General features: G+C 37.4%; 21 protein-coding genes. 13 read left to right on the forward strand and 8 right to left on the reverse strand.

Annotation, left to right across the window (positions count from 1 at the left end; all coding sequences use genetic code 11):
* Positions 1-249 precede the first annotated feature (249 nt).
* Entirely contained in the window at positions 250-1,092 is an 843-nt protein-coding gene (locus ACKWBX_RS08740) for a universal stress protein (protein WP_413968291.1), read from the reverse strand.
* A 131-nt stretch (positions 1,093-1,223) separates the two neighbouring features.
* Between ACKWBX_RS08740 and ACKWBX_RS08745 the strand changes: the two genes are divergently transcribed.
* The gene (locus tag ACKWBX_RS08745; RefSeq protein WP_413968292.1) at positions 1,224-1,721 is read left to right on the forward strand and encodes a ClbS/DfsB family four-helix bundle protein; all 498 of its coding nucleotides are present in this window, start codon (positions 1,224-1,226) and stop codon (positions 1,719-1,721) included.
* The gene (locus tag ACKWBX_RS08750; protein ID WP_413968293.1) at positions 1,718-1,987 is read left to right on the forward strand and encodes a heavy-metal-associated domain-containing protein; all 270 of its coding nucleotides are present in this window, start codon (positions 1,718-1,720) and stop codon (positions 1,985-1,987) included. The genes ACKWBX_RS08745 and ACKWBX_RS08750 overlap by 4 nt, the downstream gene beginning before the upstream one ends.
* A 9-nt stretch (positions 1,988-1,996) precedes the next feature.
* On the opposite strand, the gene ACKWBX_RS08755 is transcribed toward ACKWBX_RS08750, so the two are convergent.
* The 6 genes from ACKWBX_RS08755 to ACKWBX_RS08780 form a co-directional block, all read right to left on the reverse strand.
* Positions 1,997-2,290: a chaperone modulator CbpM gene (locus ACKWBX_RS08755; protein WP_413968294.1), complete on the reverse strand. Its 294-nt coding sequence runs from the start codon at positions 2,288-2,290 to the stop codon at positions 1,997-1,999.
* Between the two features lie 7 nt (positions 2,291-2,297).
* Positions 2,298-3,191 carry a DnaJ C-terminal domain-containing protein gene (locus ACKWBX_RS08760; RefSeq protein WP_413968295.1) on the reverse strand — a complete coding sequence of 298 codons (894 nt, stop codon included), beginning with the start codon at positions 3,189-3,191 and terminating at the stop codon, positions 2,298-2,300.
* Positions 3,192-3,198: 7 nt separating this feature from the next.
* Positions 3,199-3,993 (reverse strand): DUF6544 family protein, encoded by a 795-nt coding sequence (locus ACKWBX_RS08765; protein WP_413968296.1) that lies wholly within the window; start codon positions 3,991-3,993, stop codon positions 3,199-3,201.
* A 28-nt stretch (positions 3,994-4,021) separates the two neighbouring features.
* Positions 4,022-4,798, reverse strand: coding sequence for a patatin-like phospholipase family protein (locus tag ACKWBX_RS08770; RefSeq protein ID WP_413968297.1), 777 nt, complete (start codon positions 4,796-4,798; stop codon positions 4,022-4,024).
* 5 nt (positions 4,799-4,803) lie between these two features.
* Positions 4,804-5,532, reverse strand: coding sequence for a sulfite exporter TauE/SafE family protein (locus ACKWBX_RS08775; RefSeq protein ID WP_413968298.1), 729 nt, complete (start codon positions 5,530-5,532; stop codon positions 4,804-4,806).
* Positions 5,533-5,610: 78 nt separating this feature from the next.
* Complete coding sequence (locus ACKWBX_RS08780) at positions 5,611-6,042, reverse strand: RrF2 family transcriptional regulator (RefSeq protein ID WP_413968299.1); 432 nt, start codon at positions 6,040-6,042, stop codon at positions 5,611-5,613.
* A 150-nt stretch (positions 6,043-6,192) separates the two neighbouring features.
* Here ACKWBX_RS08780 and ACKWBX_RS08785 point away from each other — a divergent pair, with 150 nt between their 5' ends.
* The 9 genes from ACKWBX_RS08785 (at position 6,193) to ACKWBX_RS08825 (ending at position 13,717) form a co-directional block, all read left to right on the forward strand.
* On the forward strand, positions 6,193-6,702 hold the full coding sequence (locus ACKWBX_RS08785) for a c-type cytochrome (protein ID WP_413968300.1): 510 nt from the start codon (positions 6,193-6,195) through the stop codon (positions 6,700-6,702).
* Between the two features lie 5 nt (positions 6,703-6,707).
* Positions 6,708-7,289 carry a fasciclin domain-containing protein gene (locus ACKWBX_RS08790; RefSeq protein WP_413968301.1) on the forward strand — a complete coding sequence of 194 codons (582 nt, stop codon included), beginning with the start codon at positions 6,708-6,710 and terminating at the stop codon, positions 7,287-7,289.
* Between the two features lie 36 nt (positions 7,290-7,325).
* Positions 7,326-9,284: a Sec-dependent nitrous-oxide reductase gene (nosZ, locus tag ACKWBX_RS08795; RefSeq protein ID WP_413968302.1), complete on the forward strand. Its 1,959-nt coding sequence runs from the start codon at positions 7,326-7,328 to the stop codon at positions 9,282-9,284.
* Between the two features lie 151 nt (positions 9,285-9,435).
* On the forward strand, positions 9,436-10,080 hold the full coding sequence (locus tag ACKWBX_RS08800) for a hypothetical protein (RefSeq protein WP_413968303.1): 645 nt from the start codon (positions 9,436-9,438) through the stop codon (positions 10,078-10,080).
* Positions 10,077-10,508 (forward strand): nitrous oxide reductase accessory protein NosL, encoded by a 432-nt coding sequence (locus ACKWBX_RS08805; RefSeq protein ID WP_413968304.1) that lies wholly within the window; start codon positions 10,077-10,079, stop codon positions 10,506-10,508. The genes ACKWBX_RS08800 and ACKWBX_RS08805 overlap by 4 nt, the downstream gene beginning before the upstream one ends.
* Positions 10,509-10,511: 3 nt before the next feature.
* Positions 10,512-10,805 carry a cupin domain-containing protein gene (locus ACKWBX_RS08810; protein WP_413968305.1) on the forward strand — a complete coding sequence of 98 codons (294 nt, stop codon included), beginning with the start codon at positions 10,512-10,514 and terminating at the stop codon, positions 10,803-10,805.
* Entirely contained in the window at positions 10,805-12,055 is a 1,251-nt protein-coding gene (locus tag ACKWBX_RS08815) for a nitrous oxide reductase family maturation protein NosD (protein WP_413968306.1), read from the forward strand. The genes ACKWBX_RS08810 and ACKWBX_RS08815 overlap by 1 nt, the downstream gene beginning before the upstream one ends.
* Before the next feature lie 176 nt (positions 12,056-12,231).
* Entirely contained in the window at positions 12,232-12,942 is a 711-nt protein-coding gene (locus ACKWBX_RS08820) for an ABC transporter ATP-binding protein (protein WP_413968307.1), read from the forward strand.
* Positions 12,935-13,717, forward strand: a complete 783-nt coding sequence (locus tag ACKWBX_RS08825) for an ABC transporter permease (RefSeq protein WP_413968308.1) — start codon at positions 12,935-12,937, stop codon at positions 13,715-13,717. Before ACKWBX_RS08820 ends, ACKWBX_RS08825 begins: the two co-directional genes overlap by 8 nt.
* A gap of 245 nt (positions 13,718-13,962) precedes the next feature.
* Here ACKWBX_RS08825 and ACKWBX_RS08830 read toward each other — a convergent pair whose 3' ends face one another.
* A complete protein-coding gene (locus tag ACKWBX_RS08830) occupies positions 13,963-14,592 on the reverse strand; it encodes a TetR/AcrR family transcriptional regulator (RefSeq protein WP_413968309.1) in 630 nt (209 codons plus the stop codon).
* Positions 14,593-14,672: 80 nt separating this feature from the next.
* Between ACKWBX_RS08830 and ACKWBX_RS08835 the strand changes: the two genes are divergently transcribed.
* On the forward strand, positions 14,673-15,515 hold the full coding sequence (locus ACKWBX_RS08835) for an alpha/beta fold hydrolase (protein WP_413968310.1): 843 nt from the start codon (positions 14,673-14,675) through the stop codon (positions 15,513-15,515).
* A gap of 511 nt (positions 15,516-16,026) precedes the next feature.
* Positions 16,027-19,287: a SusC/RagA family TonB-linked outer membrane protein gene (locus tag ACKWBX_RS08840; RefSeq protein ID WP_413968311.1), complete on the forward strand. Its 3,261-nt coding sequence runs from the start codon at positions 16,027-16,029 to the stop codon at positions 19,285-19,287.
* The last annotated feature ends 40 nt before the right edge of the window (positions 19,288-19,327 follow it).

Here is a 19,327-nt window from a genome sequence, read left to right on the forward strand (position 1 = left end):
ACTGCCTCCGAAAAGGTCGGCAAATATTTCAATCAGGATTTTCCAGCGAATACCAGACCAACTATACGTTCAAATTTTGATAGCCTAATAGTTTTCAAAGAACACTATATATAATCATGGCTAAAATATAAGTTGTCCAATACATAGAAAATGATATTTATCATCAATTGCGTGGTTATCGGCTATAATCAGTAATTAAAATGCAATCCCGGTGTTCTATGATCACAAGTAATCGATATCAAGGTTATATTAAACGTAAACCTGATTAAAACTAAGTAAAGGAATATTAATGTTCGATTCTATTTTTTTAGTAAGGTCTTTATGAAAAAGCTTGTTCAAAAATCCTTTTTCTTCGCGTTCCAAGAGGACTAATAAATCAGCTTTTTTTGAACTGATATAGCTTCTTATACCATCATAAACAGTGTCATCGGATGTAATATCGAAAATAATGTGGTCATAGGTTACTTTTTGTCGCAGCATTTCTTTAAACCATTCCATTTGGTCATTTGCGTCACGTTCGCCTTCAGTAGCTATGTGTACAATGTTTAAGCTGGCATTGGAAGGTTCTGCAATTTTGACGAGACTACGAATCGCATAAATATCATCTTCCTCGAAGTCCGTCGCATATACAATGGTTTCCAGACGCTTAAAACGATGTGAATTTGGCACTGTCAAAAGAGGACATCTGACCTTTTCAAACAATGCTTTGGCAATACTCCCGGAAAATATACCGCGTGCCGTGTGCTCGTCTTTCATGCCTATAAGTAAAAGTTCCGGGGATAGTTCCCGCGTTTTGGATAAAATCCCATCGCTAACAGAGCTGTTCTCGACCACCTCGAATATAACTTTTGTGTTCAGCTTGCTATCTTTTAGATGTTTTGAAGCATATTCTTCCAAAAGAGTTAGCTGCTCATCATGGGCATGTGCGCTTAGATGTTTACGTGGTCTGATGGTAGAAACCTGGATAGGGGGTATTTGATATATATGTAATAAGGTGAGATTCAATTTTAAATGCCCACATAATTCATGGGCATAATGTAAGGTGTCCGTATCGTGTGTTGAGCAGTCCGTGGCATATAGGATTGTTTTCATGGAATTTCTTTTGATAAGAGTTCCATTAAAAATAGTGTCATCTTAAGCGCCTAGAAATGATAATTGTCATATCATAGCGGAATTATGAAATGTATTTTTATTCTTTAAATGAATAGCAACAATAATACACTATGCCAAGACCAAAGACTAAAAAAGAATTGTTGGCACTGAGCAATGAAAATTATAAAAAGCTCATAGCTTTTATAAACGGACTTCCTAAAGAAAAAAGAAACACGGAATTTCCGTCCCAATTTCTAAATAGGAATATTAGGGATGTTCTGGCCCATTTGCATCATTGGCACATTTTGGTATTATCATGGTACAACCAAGGAAAGGAAGGCAAAAAACCGGAAATGCCCGCACCGGGATATACATGGCGTACCGTTCCCGAATTGAATATTGAAATCAACCGTAACTACAAGAATATTCCTATTGAAGAAGTCTTTACGCGGTTGGAAGCATCTTTTAAAGAAATCCGACAACTTATAGCAAACCATACGGAAAAGGAGCTTTTTGAGAAACAAAGATATTCTTGGACGGGAACCACTTCTCTTGCATCTTATCTTATATCCGCAACGTCCAGCCATTACGAGTGGGCCTTAAAACTGATTAAAAAAGGTATAAAATGAAAACAATTTTAAAAATACAGAACCTCAAGTGTGAAGGTTGCGGGAACACTATCCGTAAGAAATTGAACAAGCTTCCTTATGTAGAGGACCTTAATGTTATGATAGAAGATGGTATTGTCAGCTTTAATACGGTTTCACACAACGAAACGGAGCGTATAGCGTTAGAACTTTCGGAAATGGGGTACCCCGTAAGCGATGAAAAAAACAGCTTAGGTAAAAAGGCCAAATCGTTCGTAAGTTGTGCCATTGGTAGAATCAGCAGCTAAAGCAATGTATTATTCTTTAAACCGATCAAGTTTTCTTTTGAGAATGGCAACTTCTTCTTGCAGACCGGTTACTTTTTCCAAAAGATGATGAATTGCATGTAACCCTTGCGGATTGATATCCAATTCACGGTGCAATCGTATCATTTTTTCGATTTTTGGCAACTCCTCAATTGGAACCATTGGGTCATTGTCCGTTGATTCTATCTGAACGATTTCAAACTCCTGTAATTGTCGTATAAAGGATAGCTCAATATTGTACTGGTCACAACACTTCTGTATTCGTATGTAAGTAGTCTTTTCCATAAGTGTGTTATTTTAAATTGGTTTCTTCCAATTTCTGAAATAGCCTGCGTTGCTCTTCCGTAAGTTTTGTTGGTATTTTAATTTGATAGGTTACGAACAGGTCCCCTGAAACACCTTCTTTCTTATATTTTGGAAAACCTTTGCCCTTTAACCTAACTTGAGTGCCATTTTGCGTCTCCGGTTTTATATTCAGCTTTACTTTTCCGTCCAAGGTAGCTATCGTTATGGAACCACCCAGAATTGCTTTGGTCAACGGGACTTCAACTGTTTTGTACAGATTGGCCCCCTCTCTTTTAAAATCGGTATTGTTCATTAGCGAAAAGGTAATGAACAAATCCCCTTTGGGGCCTCCGTTAACCCCTTCACCGCCGTAGCCTTTTATCTTAATGGTCTGGCCATCTTCTATACCGGCGGGAATGGTTATGCGAATATTCTTTCCGTTGATCGTGAGCGTTCTTTTATGTGTTACGGCTACATCGGTTAGATTTAAGCGTAGTTCAGCGTTAAAATCCTGACCTCTGAATTTTACCTGCCGTTCTTGCCTTCCAAAACCGGCCCCACCGAACATTGATTCAAAGAAATCTGAAAAATCGCTCTCCTGCCCCCCGGTATAAGTGTATTGCCTGGAGCCTCCCCCGGACCGTCTTTCCGCTTTGGCTTTCTCAAACTCTTCCGCATGCTGCCAGTCCTTGCCGTACTGGTCATATTTTTTACGTTTTTCTGGGTCGCTCAGTACCTCGTTCGCCTCATTTATCTGTTTAAATTTCTTTTCGGCTTCCTTATCATTGGGGTTTAGGTCCGGATGATATTTGCGCGCTAGTTTGCGATAGGCCGATTTTACCTCTTTCTCCGAAGCCTTTTTAGTAAGTCCCAGCACTTTATAATAATCGATGAATTCCATAAAAAAATCAATCTATTTTATAATCCGTAATCGTACAGTTAAAATACTCAAAATCCCCCTCTTTCAAGTTCCAAATCGCTTTCATTTTTGACGGTATAAGCATTCCCGCCATCCATCTATATTCTTCAGCCATCCCTGTAAAGCTTTCCAGGCTTTCCCCCATATACCGTTTTGTCCTGAACCGGTTTGGCAATCCTTCGTCATTAAAATAAAAAATTCCCTCTACTTTTGTTTTGTTCACATGAGTAACGGCTTTTAAAGAGCCATCGGGCAGGACTTCCCAAGAAATATTATTACTCAATAATCCCACAGGATAAACTAACAGTTCTCCCAAACAGCGGGACAAAGCACTCTCGTCCGTCTTTTTTCCAATGCTTCGGGCAATGGTCATCAGGCCGAACAAGCTAACTTTTACTTCCCCCTCTCCATTACTACTTTTGTCCCGTATGAAAAAAGGAAATGCCTTGGCACTCCAAATAAAATTTGGGGAATTTGCGGTCATATATTGTGTTGCGGTAAAGTTGATCCATTTTTTTCCTTGGCCCGTTCTTATACGCCCGCTTTGCTTAAAAGCTACATGACAATCCTTGCAGGCACCCAATATCCCTATTTTAAGCAAGTAGGTCCTTAAGGCTTTCGGCAAGCCATGAAGGTCTTTTTTAGTTATAGGGAATTCTTTTTTTCCAGAAGCATTGAATATTTGATGTACTTCTTTTTCCACTGTGCGATAAAATTGATAGTGCCCATAGTAAAGGACCAATGGCAGAACAACTAAAATAAATATTCCTGTAATCAGTAACATAAGTTATTTTTAATTTAGGTTTTCTTCATTAAAAATTGTTTTCGCACTGACTTTTTTGGGCCAGTCTCTTTTTGGTCTGGACGTATCCAATTTTAAATAGTTCATCGGCATATTTGGAATTAAAAAGAGGATATGCACATAAATCCTTTGGATAAATGACCAAATCACAACCTGAAAACTTTTCCATGGATTTAGCATTCATTCGCAAGTGTAAAGCCCTATTGATCACATCATAGGAATGTTTGAAATCGGTAATCTTCATTGTAGTTACAGGGCTTACATAAACACCGTATAATTGGGAACAACTCTTAATCGGCCCTACCGGAAAATTATCCAGAATACCGCCATCTGCATAAAAACCATCACCAATGGCAACCGGAGAAAAAACCCCGGGAAAAGATGCTGAAGCTAGAAGAGCATCCACGATAGTCCCAGAATCAAAAACCTTTATTTTTCCTGAAAGTAAATCTGTAGTGGTTATAAACAACTTTCTATGAAGTTCCTCAAAACTATTTTTAGGAAAATAGGAAAGCAAAAAACTACGGAACGTGTCCGTATCTACCCATCCCGGTTTTTTTCTTGCGTATCTGCCAAGTTCAAAAATTTTCACTTTTTTAAAAAATGTAAGCATATCCTCTGGAGTATAATTAGCAGCGTACAAAGCACCTGCCAATGCACCAGCGCTACTACCGGATATGTGGTTTGGAAAAATATCAGCTTCTTCAAAAGCCTTTATGGCCCCTGCATGGGCTATTCCCCTATAACCACCACCAGATAATATTAGACCAATAGATGTTGCTCCCATAATTATTATATGTTAAATAGTATTGTTAGCACTCCGATCCCCACCAATAAGAACAGGACAAAACGTTTGAACTGTTCTTGCGTAATCCTGTCCAACATCTTTTTGCCCAAATAGGTTCCTAGAATACTCACGCCGATTAAAATTGGAATCAGATAGAGGTCATTTTTGTGTACATAACCGTTATAGGTGTAAATGACGCTTCGGCTAAAATCAATACCCAAATCTATGATTGCAGAGGTGGCTATAAATTTTTCTTTTTTAAGGTTGAATGCCGTCATGGTAGCACCTCTTATAGCGCCCCCAGTGCCTAACAACCCTGCAAAAAGTCCGGACAATGCCCCGCCGATAAAGGCATTTTTTTTGGTCGCATTAACCTTCAAAGTTTTGTTGATGATAAAAAGTAGGCCGAACACCACAAGGAATATCCCTAATATTAAGGTCAAGTACTTTGGATCGGCATATTTGCTCAAAAAAGCTCCAAGTGACACAAATAGTACGGCCGGAATACCTAGATAGAACATTAAATATTTATCGAACCCTTTTCTAAAAAAGCCTATTTTGGTAATGTTACTGGATAAATGGAATAAGGCAGTAATGCCCAATACCGTTTGGAACTCCATAAAATAGCTTGCCATAGGAACAAAAAAGACCGAAGAGCCAAAACCACCGACCGTTCCCAAAATTTCCGCTATAATGGACAGGATGATGAACAGGGGTAAGTAGCGACTCAGCATAGGGTATTTTATTCCAAAGCTAATCGCAAGTAGTTGGTTGAAAAATGATAAATGTCAACCTTGAATCTTTAGAACATCTTATATAGCCAAAAAACTTTTTCCTTGTTCAATATCGCTCACTAAATCTTTGACTTTGGTTTCTTCTAGCTTCTTGGAAAACTCTTTTTTAGTATTTCCCATTAAATTATGTAAAGGGCAAGGATGTTCTTCATTGCATTTATGAGGGCTTAAAATACAGGTGTTTAGGCGATGTTCACCATCTATCACATTAATAATATCAATCAGACGAACTTCACGGTTTTCTTCTGTAAGATAAAATCCTCCTTTTGGTCCCCGGGTAGAGGATATTAATTTATGACGTACCAATTCCTGCAGTAATTTGGACAGATATGCTTGTGGAACTCCAGTATTCTTGCTCAAATCTTTTGCCAAAATCTTTTTCTCCTCCGTAGAGTTAACGGCTAAATAGAGTACTCCGATCAAAGCATATTTAGAAGAATTAGAAATCATAAAATGACTTTTTGTCAAAAATAAACATCGCACCACTTATCACCAATTAAAGATTTAAAGACTTTTTTATCCTGAATATGATATTTGTCATATTTAATACAGTAATCGGCATTTACATTTGACATGTTAATTCGCAAACAACAATAAAAAATGAAAATAGTTACTAGAAGTCTTACAATTATTTTTTCCATGCTATTGATGAGCTGTGGTGGAAAAGAAAAAAAGAAAAAGGAGGAATTCAACGTAGATCGAACAAAAGCAACTGAAAAACCAGTGGAAACAACATCAGCAACTGATACAACTCCCGCATCGACTCGTGTGGACTTATCCAACAAAGGTGTTGGACCTATTACCTCTATAACCCTTGATCCTGAAATTGATGAGGCACTGGCCAAAAAAGGAGAGGAAGTCTATAATCAAATGTGTCTTGCCTGTCATCGAGTTGGCAAGAAATTTATCGGCCCAGCTCCTGATGGTATTCTAGCAAGAAGAAGTCCTGAATGGGTGATGAACATGATTCTAAATCCTGAAGGAATGGTTAAAAACGATCCCCTTGCCAAAGATTTATTACAAGAGTTCAACGGGGCGCCGATGGCCAATCAAGGATTAACCGAAGAACAAGCCCGAAGTGTATTGGAATTTTTTAGAACCTTAAAATAATTATTATGAAAACAACCAATTTGAACCTAGTGTTTGGTTCATTTTTAATGCTATTCTTAGTCATTAACTGTAAAAATGAATCCAAAACCGAGAACGATACTGCACCTGTTACGACTTCAACGGCAGCAGATACTGAAAAAAAAGGCCAAGCTTTTATTGAAGATGATGGTTCAACCCCTAATGTTTTACAAATAGCCATTGGTTCACCGGACCATACCACTCTAGTTGTGGCAGTACAAGCGGCAAACTTGGAAAATGCTTTGGTAAATGCCGGGCCTTTAATGGTTTTTGCTCCTACGAACGCTGCTTTTGACGCTTTGCCAGAAGGTACGGTTGAAGATTTGTTAAAGCCTGAGAATAAGAACGCTTTGGCCAATATTCTCAAACACCACGTTACCGCAGGAAATTATTCCAAGGATTTTTTGAAAAAGTTTAAAAAATTAGGACAAGCTAATGATCAAAATACAACAGTCGAGGTAAAAGGCGACGATGTGTATATAGGCGGGGCTAAAATATTGGGAAGTGTAAAAGCAGGGAATGGGATTGTGCACGTGGTAGATAAAGTTATTCTACCGCCTTCAGAATAAATAAAACAATCTAAATAATCACTTAATATAGAAAAAATGAAAAAGTATAGTCTTTACGCTTTAATGCTGTTGGGTTTTAGTGCCCTTCTAAGTAGTTGCGGTAACCAAGGTGATGGTTCTTCCAATGGCGCCCTTTCTTCCAGTGCCGCAGAAAAAGCTTACGTAGCACCGGGAGAACACGATGAATATTATGCATTTATGTCTGGCGGATATAGTGGTAACATAACCGTTTATGGTTTACCGTCCGGTAGAATGTTCAAGGAAATTCCCGTTTTTTCCCAATTTCCGACTTCGGGATATGGATATTCAGAAGAAACTAAACCCATGTTAAACACTTCTTTCGGATTCGTTCCTTGGGACGATGCCCATCACCCTGATATTTCGCAGACCAATGGAGAATTGGATGGCAGATGGATTTTCATAAATGGAAACAATACACCCAGGATTGCCCGTGTGAGCTTGGAAACTTTTGAAACAGAAGAAATTATCGAATTGCCCAATAGCGCGGGAAACCACAGTTCTTCATTCATTACCGAAAATACGGAATATGTAGTTGCCGGAACACGTTTTTCTGTCCCTGTTCCGCAGAAAGATATGCCCATTAATGAGTACAAAGGGAATTTTAAAGGGGCATTATCGTTCATAAGTATCGCTCCGGAAAATGGTAGATTAAATTTGGATTTTCAGCTCATTATGCCAGGGTTTAATTATGATCTTTCGCACCCCGGTCGTGGTAAATCTCACGGATGGTTTTTCTTTACCACTTACAATACCGAAGAAGCCAATACGCTCCAAGAGGTCAATTCTTCACAAAATGATAAGGATTTCATCGCTGCCGTCAACTGGAAAAAGGTTGAGGAATATGTAAAAAATGGTGGAGGCATGAAAATGCCTGTGGAATATGCACATAATGTTTATGATGAACATACGCATATGGCAACGTCTACCATGAAAAAAGAAGTGCTTACGGTAAATCCGTTAGATGTTCCCGGTGCGGTTTACTTTTTGCCCACTCCAAAATCACCACACGGTTGTGACGTAGATCCAACAGGACAATATATTATTGGAAACGGAAAGCTTTCTGCCGATTTGACCATACATTCCTTTGACAATATGATTACCGCTATTGAAAACGAAAAGTTTGATGGGGAAGCATACGGAATTCCGATCTTAAAATTTGAGGATGTACTGGCAGGAACGGTAAAAAGTGGCGGATTAGGTCCCCTTCATACTGAGTTTGACGGAAAAGGAAATGCTTACACGACTTTCTTTATCTCATCTGAAGTAGTAAAATGGAAATTGGGTACTTGGGAAGTATTGGATAGGCAACCCACTTTTTACTCTGTAGGTCACCTTATGATTCCAGGCGGAAATTCTGCAAAACCTTTTGGGAAATATGTAGTGGCCATGAACAAGATTACCAAGGACAGGTATCTACCAACAGGACCGGAGATGGAACACTCGGCCCAGATTTATGATATCTCAGGTGATAAAATGGAGTTGATCCATGATTTTCCAACACATGGAGAACCGCATTACGCAGCGGGTTGTCCTGCTGATTTATTGGCTCCAAAATCCAAAAAAATCTACAGGTTGGATGAGAACGAGCATCCTTACGCGGTAAAAACTCCAGATCAAGCTAGGGTAGAACGCAATGGAAACGATGTGCACATATATATGTCTACCATCAGAAGCCACTTTACACCTGATAATATAGAAGGGATCAAGGTTGGTGATAGGGTCTATTTCCATATCACGAACCACGAACAGGACTTTGATGTACCACATGGCTTTGCCATGATAGGTCAAAATACTTCAGAACTGTTGATTATGCCCGGGCAAACAAAAACATCCCTTTGGGAGCCTAAAAAAGTTGGCGTGTGGCCATTTTATTGTACGGATTTTTGCTCTGCGTTACATCAAGAGATGCAAGGTTATGTTAGGGTTTCACCGGCAAGTTCCAATCTGCCCATCAGTTATACACTGGGCGAATAAGAATTCCAAGACTCATTTTTTTAAACAAAGGCGGGTAGCGTTGTAAGTTACCTACCCGCTTTTTTAAAACAATTTGTCTTAAAAAATAGATTCCTGCCAGAGTTTATCCTGAACGAAGCTGAAGGGCAGGAATGACAAAAACTAAATATTTATGAAGAAAGCAGGTCTTATAATGATCATAGGCCCATTGTTCCTACTAGGATTGTACTTCTTTCCACTATGGAACATTATGTTGGGAGCACCTCAATATCCGGAACCTCTAGGTATGAATATTCATATTGATGGTATTCGTGATGTCAGCGAATTTGATTTGCAAAATATAGATGGGCTCAATCATTATATTGGTATGCGAAAGCTACCCAAACCCGAAGAAATGTGGGAGTTCGGCACTTTTCCATTAGTGATTGGCGGCATGGTAACATTGGGAGTATTTATTGGATTACTCGGATTTTTAAATAAAGTAAGCTACAAATGGTTTATAGGTTGGTTTGTATCCATGAGTATCTTAGGTGTTTTGGGCATGTACGACTTTAACGCATGGATGGTAGATTATGGTACCAATCTTGACCCTAATGCAATTATGAAACTAGAAAATCCCGATGGTACTCCTATGAGCTACAAACCACCACTTTTTGGGCACGCTAAAATGTTGAATTTTGATGTTACTTCATTACCGGCAATGGGAGCTTGGTTCATGTTTATAGGGATGATGTTGACAATTGTTGCTTCTTTCATTGGATGGAAGAATAGGACTTCAACAGAAATGAAAAAATCTACTAAAATAGCAGCCTCATGAAAAAAAATCTAGGGTTTTTAATGGTTTTGTTGCTATCAACGGCATGTACCAACACTCCTAAATCTATTGTGTACGGTTCCGATGGATGCCATTTTTGTAGCATGACCATTGTGGACAAGCAGCACGCCGCACAGTTCATGACCAAAAAGGGAAGGACTTATTCTTTTGATGCATCGGAATGTATGCTGAATCATCTAAAGGAAATTGACGCGTCAACTATAGCACAGCTTTTAGTGAATGATTATAACGCTCCAGGAGAAACTATTGATGCAACCAAAGCGACCTATTTGATCAGTAAAAATATCCCAAGTCCCATGGGTGAATTTTTAACTGCTTTCGCAACAGCTGAAGAAGCAAAATATGCACAAGAAGGAAGTCAAGGAGAGCTTTTAACATGGAATGAGTTAGTACAAAGATTTAATAGATAAAAAATGTACGAGGAAAGTAACCAAATTAGGAATCAAAAATATGATAAACTGCAAGTTGAAATTGTAGTTGAAACCGACACTTTTGATATATTGACAATTAGTCTTGAAAAGAATGCTATTTTTCCGGAACACAGTTCTCCTTCAGATGCACAGCTAATTGTTCTTGAGGGAGATATTATATTTCACATTGATAATGAGCCCCACCATTTAACGGCATATCAGCATTTCAACTTTCCAAAACACACCGAACATTGGGTAAAAGCCAATGAAAACTCCAAATTTTTAATCATTCGTTAATGAGGTACTTTTCTTGCTCCCTTATGGTTCTATTGTTCTTCAAGGTAACCTCTATTCAGGCCGAAACCATTACCATATGCTTGGATTGCGAGTTGAAGTTGATTTCCGAAGGCATAAAAATGGCTAATGAGTATGATACGCTGCTCATAAAAAAAGGGACGTATAAGGAGTTTAATATTTTAGTGGATAAGCCCATGACCTTACTTGGGGAGAATTATCCCGTTATCGATGGGGAAGACCAGGGTGAAATCATCCGTATTGTTTCCGATAATGTAACAATCGATGGGTTGTTTATAATCAATGTAGGTACAAGTTATACTTCGGATTATGCTGCAATTCGAGTTGTGAAAAGTGAAAACTATTTAATTCAAAATGTCGTTCTTGAAAAACTGTTTTTCGGAATTTATTTAGAAAAATCGAACAACGGCAAAGTATATCACAACAAAATCATCGGTGATGCAAAAGACGAGTACAATTCCGGAAACGGTATACAATTGTGGTACTCCCATAATGTTGAGATAGACCGAAATATAGTTCAAGGTGTGCGTGATGGCATATATCTGGAGTTTTCCGATAATGTGACCATCAACAACAATAATAGTACCGATAATTTAAGATATGGTCTGCATTTCATGTTTTCAAACGATGATGTCTACACGAACAATGTTTTTGAAAATAACGGAGCAGGGGTAGCCGTCATGTTTTCCAAACGAATAAAAATGATTGGGAATACCTTTCGTAAAAACTGGGGAACCGCCGCTTTCGGAATGCTCCTTAAAGAAATCAATGATGCTGAAATTAGTAACAATACATTTGAGGAAAACACCATAGGAATAAACATTGAAGGCTCTAATCGAATCAATTATTCGAACAACAATTTTATCAAAAACGGATGGGCGGTAAAAGTCCTAGGTGCTTGTTATACCAATACATTTACCGAGAATAACTTCCTATACAATTCCTTTGATATTTCATACAATAGTAAGCTCAATGATAATGTGTTCAATCAAAATTATTGGAGCGATTACACCGGCTATGATTTGGACAAAAATGGAGTAGGGGATGTACCCTATCGACCAGTGAAATTGTTTTCCTATATCGTAAATAAGACCCCGGAAACCATTGTATTACTTCGTAGTCTGTTTATGGATATCATTGATTTTTCCGAAAAAGTATCTCCGGTCTTTACTCCTGATAATCTCTTGGATGCAAACCCTTTAATGAAAAAAGTGGGCAGTGAGCAGTTATAGTAGACAGTAAAAGAATTAATAGTAATAGAAGTAAAGTAAAAGAACATGTTTAAAAATATTACAGAAAGTAAAAGCTCCTCCCCTTATTTTCAAGGGGAGGTGGTTTTCCACTTTACTGTGGAAAAGCGGAGGGGTAAACCTAGGAACACGAATATTGAAATTGAAAAGTAGTGAAGATGATACAAGTACAGAACCTTTATAAAAAATTCGGCAAGAATGAAGTGCTTAAAGGAGTCGACCTAAACATAAAGGAAGGCGGAATTTTCGCTGTGTTGGGTCCCAATGGCTCTGGAAAGACAACTCTGATTAAGAGCATTTTAGGCATGGTAATACCCAACAAAGGTTCAATCGCTGTTTCAGACATATCTATCAATAAGAATTGGAGATATCGTAAAGATATCAACTACCTACCGCAGATAGCCAACTTCCCAGGGAACTTAAAAGTTCGGGAATTAATTCGCATGATAAAAGACCTGCGCCAAATGCCTAGTCAAGAAGAAAAATTGATTGAATTATTTAAACTAGAGCCGTTTTTAGATAAAAAACTTTCCACACTTTCCGGAGGTACAAAACAGAAAGTTAACCTTGTTCTCGCATTCATGTTCGATTGCCCCTTACTGGTTTTAGATGAGCCCACAACAGGATTAGACCCTGCATCTTTAATTCGTCTTAAAGAATTGATACAAAAGGAAAAGGAAAACGGAAAGACAATACTGATTACCTCGCATATCATGCAGTTTGTAGCTGAGGTGGCAGAAGAAATCATTTACCTACTAGAGGGCAAGATTTATTTTAAGGGTAGTATTGAACAATTGAAAACAAAAACCAATCAAACCGATTTGGAACATGCCATAGCGGCCATATCGACCATACCAACCGATGCTTAAAATACTAAAATATAGTTTTTACGACCTGATTCGTAGCCGATGGAGCTATGTATATTTTTTGTTCTATCTCATTCTGGGGTTTGTGCTGCTATTCTTGAATAATGATATATCAAAAGCAGTAATCACTTTAATGAACATTATCATTGTTTTAGTGCCATTGATAGGGACCATTTTCGGAGTCATGTACTATTACAGCTCCAAAGAGTTTACCGAGCTTTTATTGGCACAACCTATGAAGCGTTCTTCTATATTTTTAGGTCAATATTTGGGTGTGGCAAGCTCTTTGGCCATGAGTCTGATTTTAGGATTGGGAATTCCTTTTGTCCTCTACGGACTGTTTAAGAGCGACGCCATTTTTGATTTTACCCTGCTTTTGGTGACGGGCGCTTTCTTGACCATGATTTTTACCGCATTGTCTTATAACATTGCCCTCAGCAATGAAAATAAAATCAAAGGGTTCGGTTATGCAGTCTTACTTTGGCTATTTCTAGCAGTCATTTACGATGGACTGTTTTTGATGTCCCTTATCATTTTTAAAGAATATCCGTTGGATAGTTTTTCGCTGGCTGCGACCATGTTCAACCCCATAGATTTGTCGCGTACACTCATCCTTTTAAAACTGGATATTTCTGCGCTTCTAGGATATACCGGAGCCGTATTCAAACAGTTTTTTGGAACGAATCAAGGGTTAATCATATCAATGCTAATGTTGATATTATGGACCGTACTTCCGATATGGAGATTAGTCTTTAAGTCAATGAAAAAGGATTTTTGATTTGTTATCCAAGATAATGGCTTATTGTTTTTACACTTGAAATTATCAATTTAAACCTGATATAAACATTTTTATCATTTTTCAACTAATAGAATTCTCCGACGCTCTACGTTGGTTGTAGCGTGAAGAATTTAGACCTTAAAAATACGATTGCCGATTCTTCAATATTGATCAACGAAAAGAGTACTCGTGATATAGTTAAGCTATGTTGTATCGTAATTAAAGATATTACCGATAAGTATTATTTAAAAAAAATAGGTATAGCCCTTTTTGAAATCTTTTTGACCTAGGCTTGTTAAATAGGGGTATAACATAGATAAAAGTTGAAATGAGGCATGTTTGATGGTTTCATCACTATTTTTAACGTTCTTATAAAGGGCCGAGGCATATATCCAAGTGTTGCTATAATTGATCATTCTTTCGATAAGGAGTAAATATTCATCGGCAAATGATGGTTCCTTTAATATTGCTTGATCTATTAAACAATCAAACACAAAGTGATACCCATTGATTCTTTCCGTCTTTACCGCTTCAAAATGCTTTTCTATTTTTTTGTTTGATTTAAGAAGATGATAAAGATCTGTCCAAAAAAAACGATAATCGATCATCTCTTGCATACTCGTTTCTATATTTAATCGGATATACTGTAAAGAGATTTTTTGATGGTCCAACTCTTCGATTCTATTGTCAAAAACTTCGACCATCTGAAAATAAAGCGCCTCTAGTATATCTACCCTTTTCTTAAAATGATAATTTAGATTCCCCGAGCTCATATTTAATTCTGAAGCAATCATCCTGATTGTCACCTGACCATACCCATAATCATTGAACATATTTTTGGACGTATCGAGAATTTTTTGTCTGGTACTCTTCATTAGTAAACTTGTCCTAATCGAAATATTATTAGTAAATTTGTCCTAAATTACTAAAAATGAACTCACTTTTTAAATCTGAATTGGGTAAAGAAGAAATTCTAGACCTGTACGACGAAAAACTAAAGGAATTGGACATAGAATATAAATCATTTTATGTGAAAACTTCATTTGGGAAAACACATATCATTACTACTGGTGATGTATCAAATCCGCCGCTCGTTTTGGTTCATGGTTCCAATGCATGTGCGCCAATAGCTTTGGAATGTTATCCAAATCTCAGTTCTACGTATCAAGTATTTTGTATTGATGTTCTCGCACAGCCTAACAAAAGTGAAGGTACTAGGCTTAATATGAAAGATGACTCTTATAGTAAATGGATGAATGAGGTAATCTCAGGACTAAGGATAAACAATGTAGTTATTGCCGGCTTCTCCTTCGGAGGTCTTATTATATTGAAAACACTGGCACATAATCCAGAGCGAATTAAAGAAGCATTTTTAGCTTCTCCGGCCTATATTGTGAATGGGAATCCACTTAAAGCATTGTTCAAAGTATTCATCCCAATAAAACTATATATGAATACTCGTAAAATCAAATATGTCGAAAAATTTTTAGCAACAATTTTTACAGAAAAAGACGAGTTTGCCGTAAAATTTCTCTCTAAAGCATTTCTATATTTCAATATGGACTTTACGTCTGTTCCTGTTATAAGCGAAAAAGAAGCGAAAAAAATTAAAACCCCAATTACACTTATCGGCGCTAAAAATGATGTATTGTTCCCTGGAACTAGAATGATTAAGAGAGCCAAGAAATTACTGCCGTTTTTAAAGCAAGTACATTTACTCGAAGAATCCAAACATGTGCAAAACGAAGAAGGGAATTTGATTGTAGAGAAATTGATTTTAAAATCAAAAATATCATAAAACCCTTTACATATAATTACTAATCGTTTAAAGATAAACATGAAATAATAGGTTGATGAAGAAAATCATTATTTCAATCTTGTATACTAATGCTCTCTCATACATAAAAATATTGGAATTTTTGTCAAAAATCGGAATGGACAATTATCAAATCATCAAGAACACGAATGATACAACAACTATATTGATAAACGGTTTATATAAGATTCTTAATGCTTAAAATCAAATCATATCATTCTGAAATATAGTCTTGTGTGACCATTATTAATCTACGGAAACTACCTTGTATATTTAATATAGTCCAAATGTATTTTATCCTAAATTTCTAAGAGTATCAATCTCTTTGAATTACCCATTAAAACACATGTTACATTAAATTAACCTGATAAGAACAAATAGGTAACATCATTATGGTTTTGGACATTTGTTCTATTGATTAGAACATTTGTTTGACTAATTGAACTGACTTATCCCAATATTTGTTAAACTAAACTTAAAATAGAGAACAATTATGAATTTAAATTTTCTAACCAAACTAAAATCGTCTATTGTATTGCTGTTTTTGGTATTCGGTTTTAATGGTGCCTTGGCGCAACAACAGAAAGTAAATGGTACTGTTTCTGATGAAGATGCGCCACTTCCTGGTGTAAGTGTTGTGGTCAAGGGAACTTCCAATGGTACGGTCACAGATTTTGATGGCAATTATACCGTTGAAGCCCAAAAAAGTGATGTTTTGGTTTTTAGTTACATCGGTTTTGTAACAAAAGAAATTACGGTAGGGGATAAGCTTACATTAAATATTACATTACAAGAAGATGTTTCTGCTCTTGATGAAGTAGTAGTTATTGGTTATGGAACAGCGCAACGTAAAGATATTACCGGTTCTATAGTTTCGGTAAAAGGTGAAGCGTTAAATCAAATTAAACCCGTTACGTTTGAAGGAGGTTTGGCCGCTAGAGCCTCAGGGGTACAAGTAGTTCAGTCGGAAGGTGGTCCGGGTGCAGGTTTTAAAATCAGGGTACGTGGTGGCACTTCTATAAATGCTAGTAATGATCCGCTTTATGTTATCGATGGTTTTGCCATTAATGGAGACCCTCAAGGCACCGCAACGGGAATTGGAAACTCTTCTACCAGTCCACTGGCATCTATTGATCCAAATACAATCGAATCAATAGAAGTTTTAAAAGATGCCTCGGCAACCGCTATTTATGGTTCTAGAGGTGCAAATGGTGTTATTTTGATCACAACAAAAAAAGGTAGAAAGGGCAGGGCGTCCCTAACTTTTGATAATTTTACGGGTTTGGCTATGTTGGTACGCCCTTTGGATTTATTAACCGGCCAAGAATATGTGGATTACTGGAACGAATATTTTCCGTGGACCCCTACAGATCCCACAAATCAGTTTTCTAGGTCTTTCAGGGATGGTTTCGGTAATGACCTTGACCTCAATGATCCTAGGGTAGTATTAACAAATTGGCAAGACGATGTTTCTAGAGCAGCCTTGACCAATAGTTATAGTCTATCTGCTTCTGGTGGTACAGAAAAAACATCTTACTCTGGTTCGTTTTCTTATTTAGATCAAGAAGGTACCATTAAATCTACCAAGTTCGAACGCTATAACGGTAATCTAAGAATAGATCAAAATGTGAATGATTGGTTAAGAGCTGGGGTTAATGTAAATATTGGTTTTACAAAGACTGGCGGCGTAGTAACCGCAGCTACGGAAAACGCGAACGGCCGTTCTGGCCTTCTTACCAATGCTACATTATTTAGTCCTGTTCAAGGTATAACGAGATTTGCCGATGCTACCTATGATGAAAATGGAAGATTGCTTACGTTGAGAGATGGTGATGTGGTAAACCCAATTTCTCAGATACAGGGCAATATCAACAAACGTAGCCAGTTTCAATCTTTTGGAGGGGCTTATGTGGAATTTAATATAACTGATAATTTAAAGTTCAGAAGTGCTATAAATGCAAGGGTATCGGCAGCTAAAGGACAGGCTTATTTCTCGGAAAGATTCGGTTGGGGTCAAACGGCTAACGGTAGAGCTTTTGTATCCAACAACTTTGGGACTGGTTTAATTACCAATCAGACTTTAAGCTATAACAAAACTTTCGATGATCATAGATTAAATGTGATTGCCGTTTATGAAGAACAGCAAAATACGTTTGAATTCAACAATTCGGCAGCAACCGGATTTGATCTGCCAGGAGTCAACCTGGATAATCTTGGATCGGCAACGACTACACTTCCAAATCAATCAGGCTTCGATAAGAATACTTTAAAATCGTATTTGGGTCGCGTACAATATGATTATAAAGGACGGTATACCTTAAATGCAAGTGCACGGTATGACGGTTCTTCAAGATTTGCAGAAGGTAGAAAATATGGCTTTTTCCCAGCAATCGGTGTAGCATGGAATATTGCTAATGAGAACTTTTTGAAAGGAAATAAAATAGTCAACAATCTGAGGTTTAAGGCGAGCTATGGTGAAACAGGAAACACGCAGATAGGATCGTACCGATCATTTGCTCAAGCTGGAGTGGCCAGTACTATTTTGAACGGAAATCAGATTGTAACAGGTGCAGCAATCACACAACTGGCCAACGAAAATCTTACCTGGGAAACTACAGAGGCCATAGATATCGGCGCAAGTATTGGTCTATTTGATAATAGAATTTCCATGGAAATCGATTATTATGAAAAAGAGACTACAGATCTTCTTCTTGAAGTGCCTTTACCCTCTACTTCTGGTTTTAAGACAGTATTTAAAAATCTAGGTGCCATTTCCAATAAAGGATGGGAGTTTGCACTAAATACTGTGAATGTCAACACTGAAAATTTCACTTGGGATTCTAACTTCAATATCAGTTTTAATAGGAATGAAGTACTCGATTTAGGTGGTGCGGAACAGTTCTTTGTCCAAGCAATAGGTGATAATCAAATTCAAAATGACTATGTAGTACGAGTAGGGGAATCTCTTGGATCTATTATTGGAATAGAACGAGATGGTATTTATGAATTTAGTGATTTTGTAGATTTTGATGGGCTTTCGGATGCGCAAGCTGTTCAAAAAATCAAGGATGATGCTGCTGCGGCCAACTTGCCTTTCTATGATGTATTTTACACTTTAAGAGATGATGTGGTAATTTCCTCAGGGCAACCTGACCGTTCCAGATACAGGCCTGGGCTCCCAAAATTAGTAGACCAAAACGGGGATGGGATAGTGAATACAGATGATCGTACTATAATTGGGAATACGCTTCCTAAACATTTTGGAGGTTTTACCAATAATTTCAAATACAAAAATCTAGACCTTTCTATTTTGACTCAATGGAGTTATGGTAATGATATTTACAATAAAAACAGGGTTAGAGGTTTGACCACAGAAATACCATTTTTCAATAAATACGGAATAGTTGCCGATAGGTGGTCGCCAGACAACATCAATACTGATAATATATCTATTTGGGGATACGGAGATGCCGGAATTAGTGGTAATGCCTATAATGATTATGTTGAAGATGGTTCATACTTACGTATAAGTAATATTACCCTTGGATATACAGTGCCACGAGATATAACTTCCAAGTATGGTATAAACAATTTCCGTATTTATGGAGCTATCGATAATGTGTTTATTTGGACCGATTATAGCGGTTTTGATCCTGATGTTAGTGTAGGCAACAATCAACTGACTTCTGGCCTTGATTCAGATGCATATCCTAGGGCTAGAACGTTTAGATTAGGCCTATCTGTGAATTTATAAAAACTGTATATTTATGATTGCTAATAATTTAAACAAAAAA

Origin of the sequence: Maribacter algae (genome assembly GCF_047345745.1) — a bacterium.
Taxonomy (GTDB): domain Bacteria; phylum Bacteroidota; class Bacteroidia; order Flavobacteriales; family Flavobacteriaceae; genus Maribacter.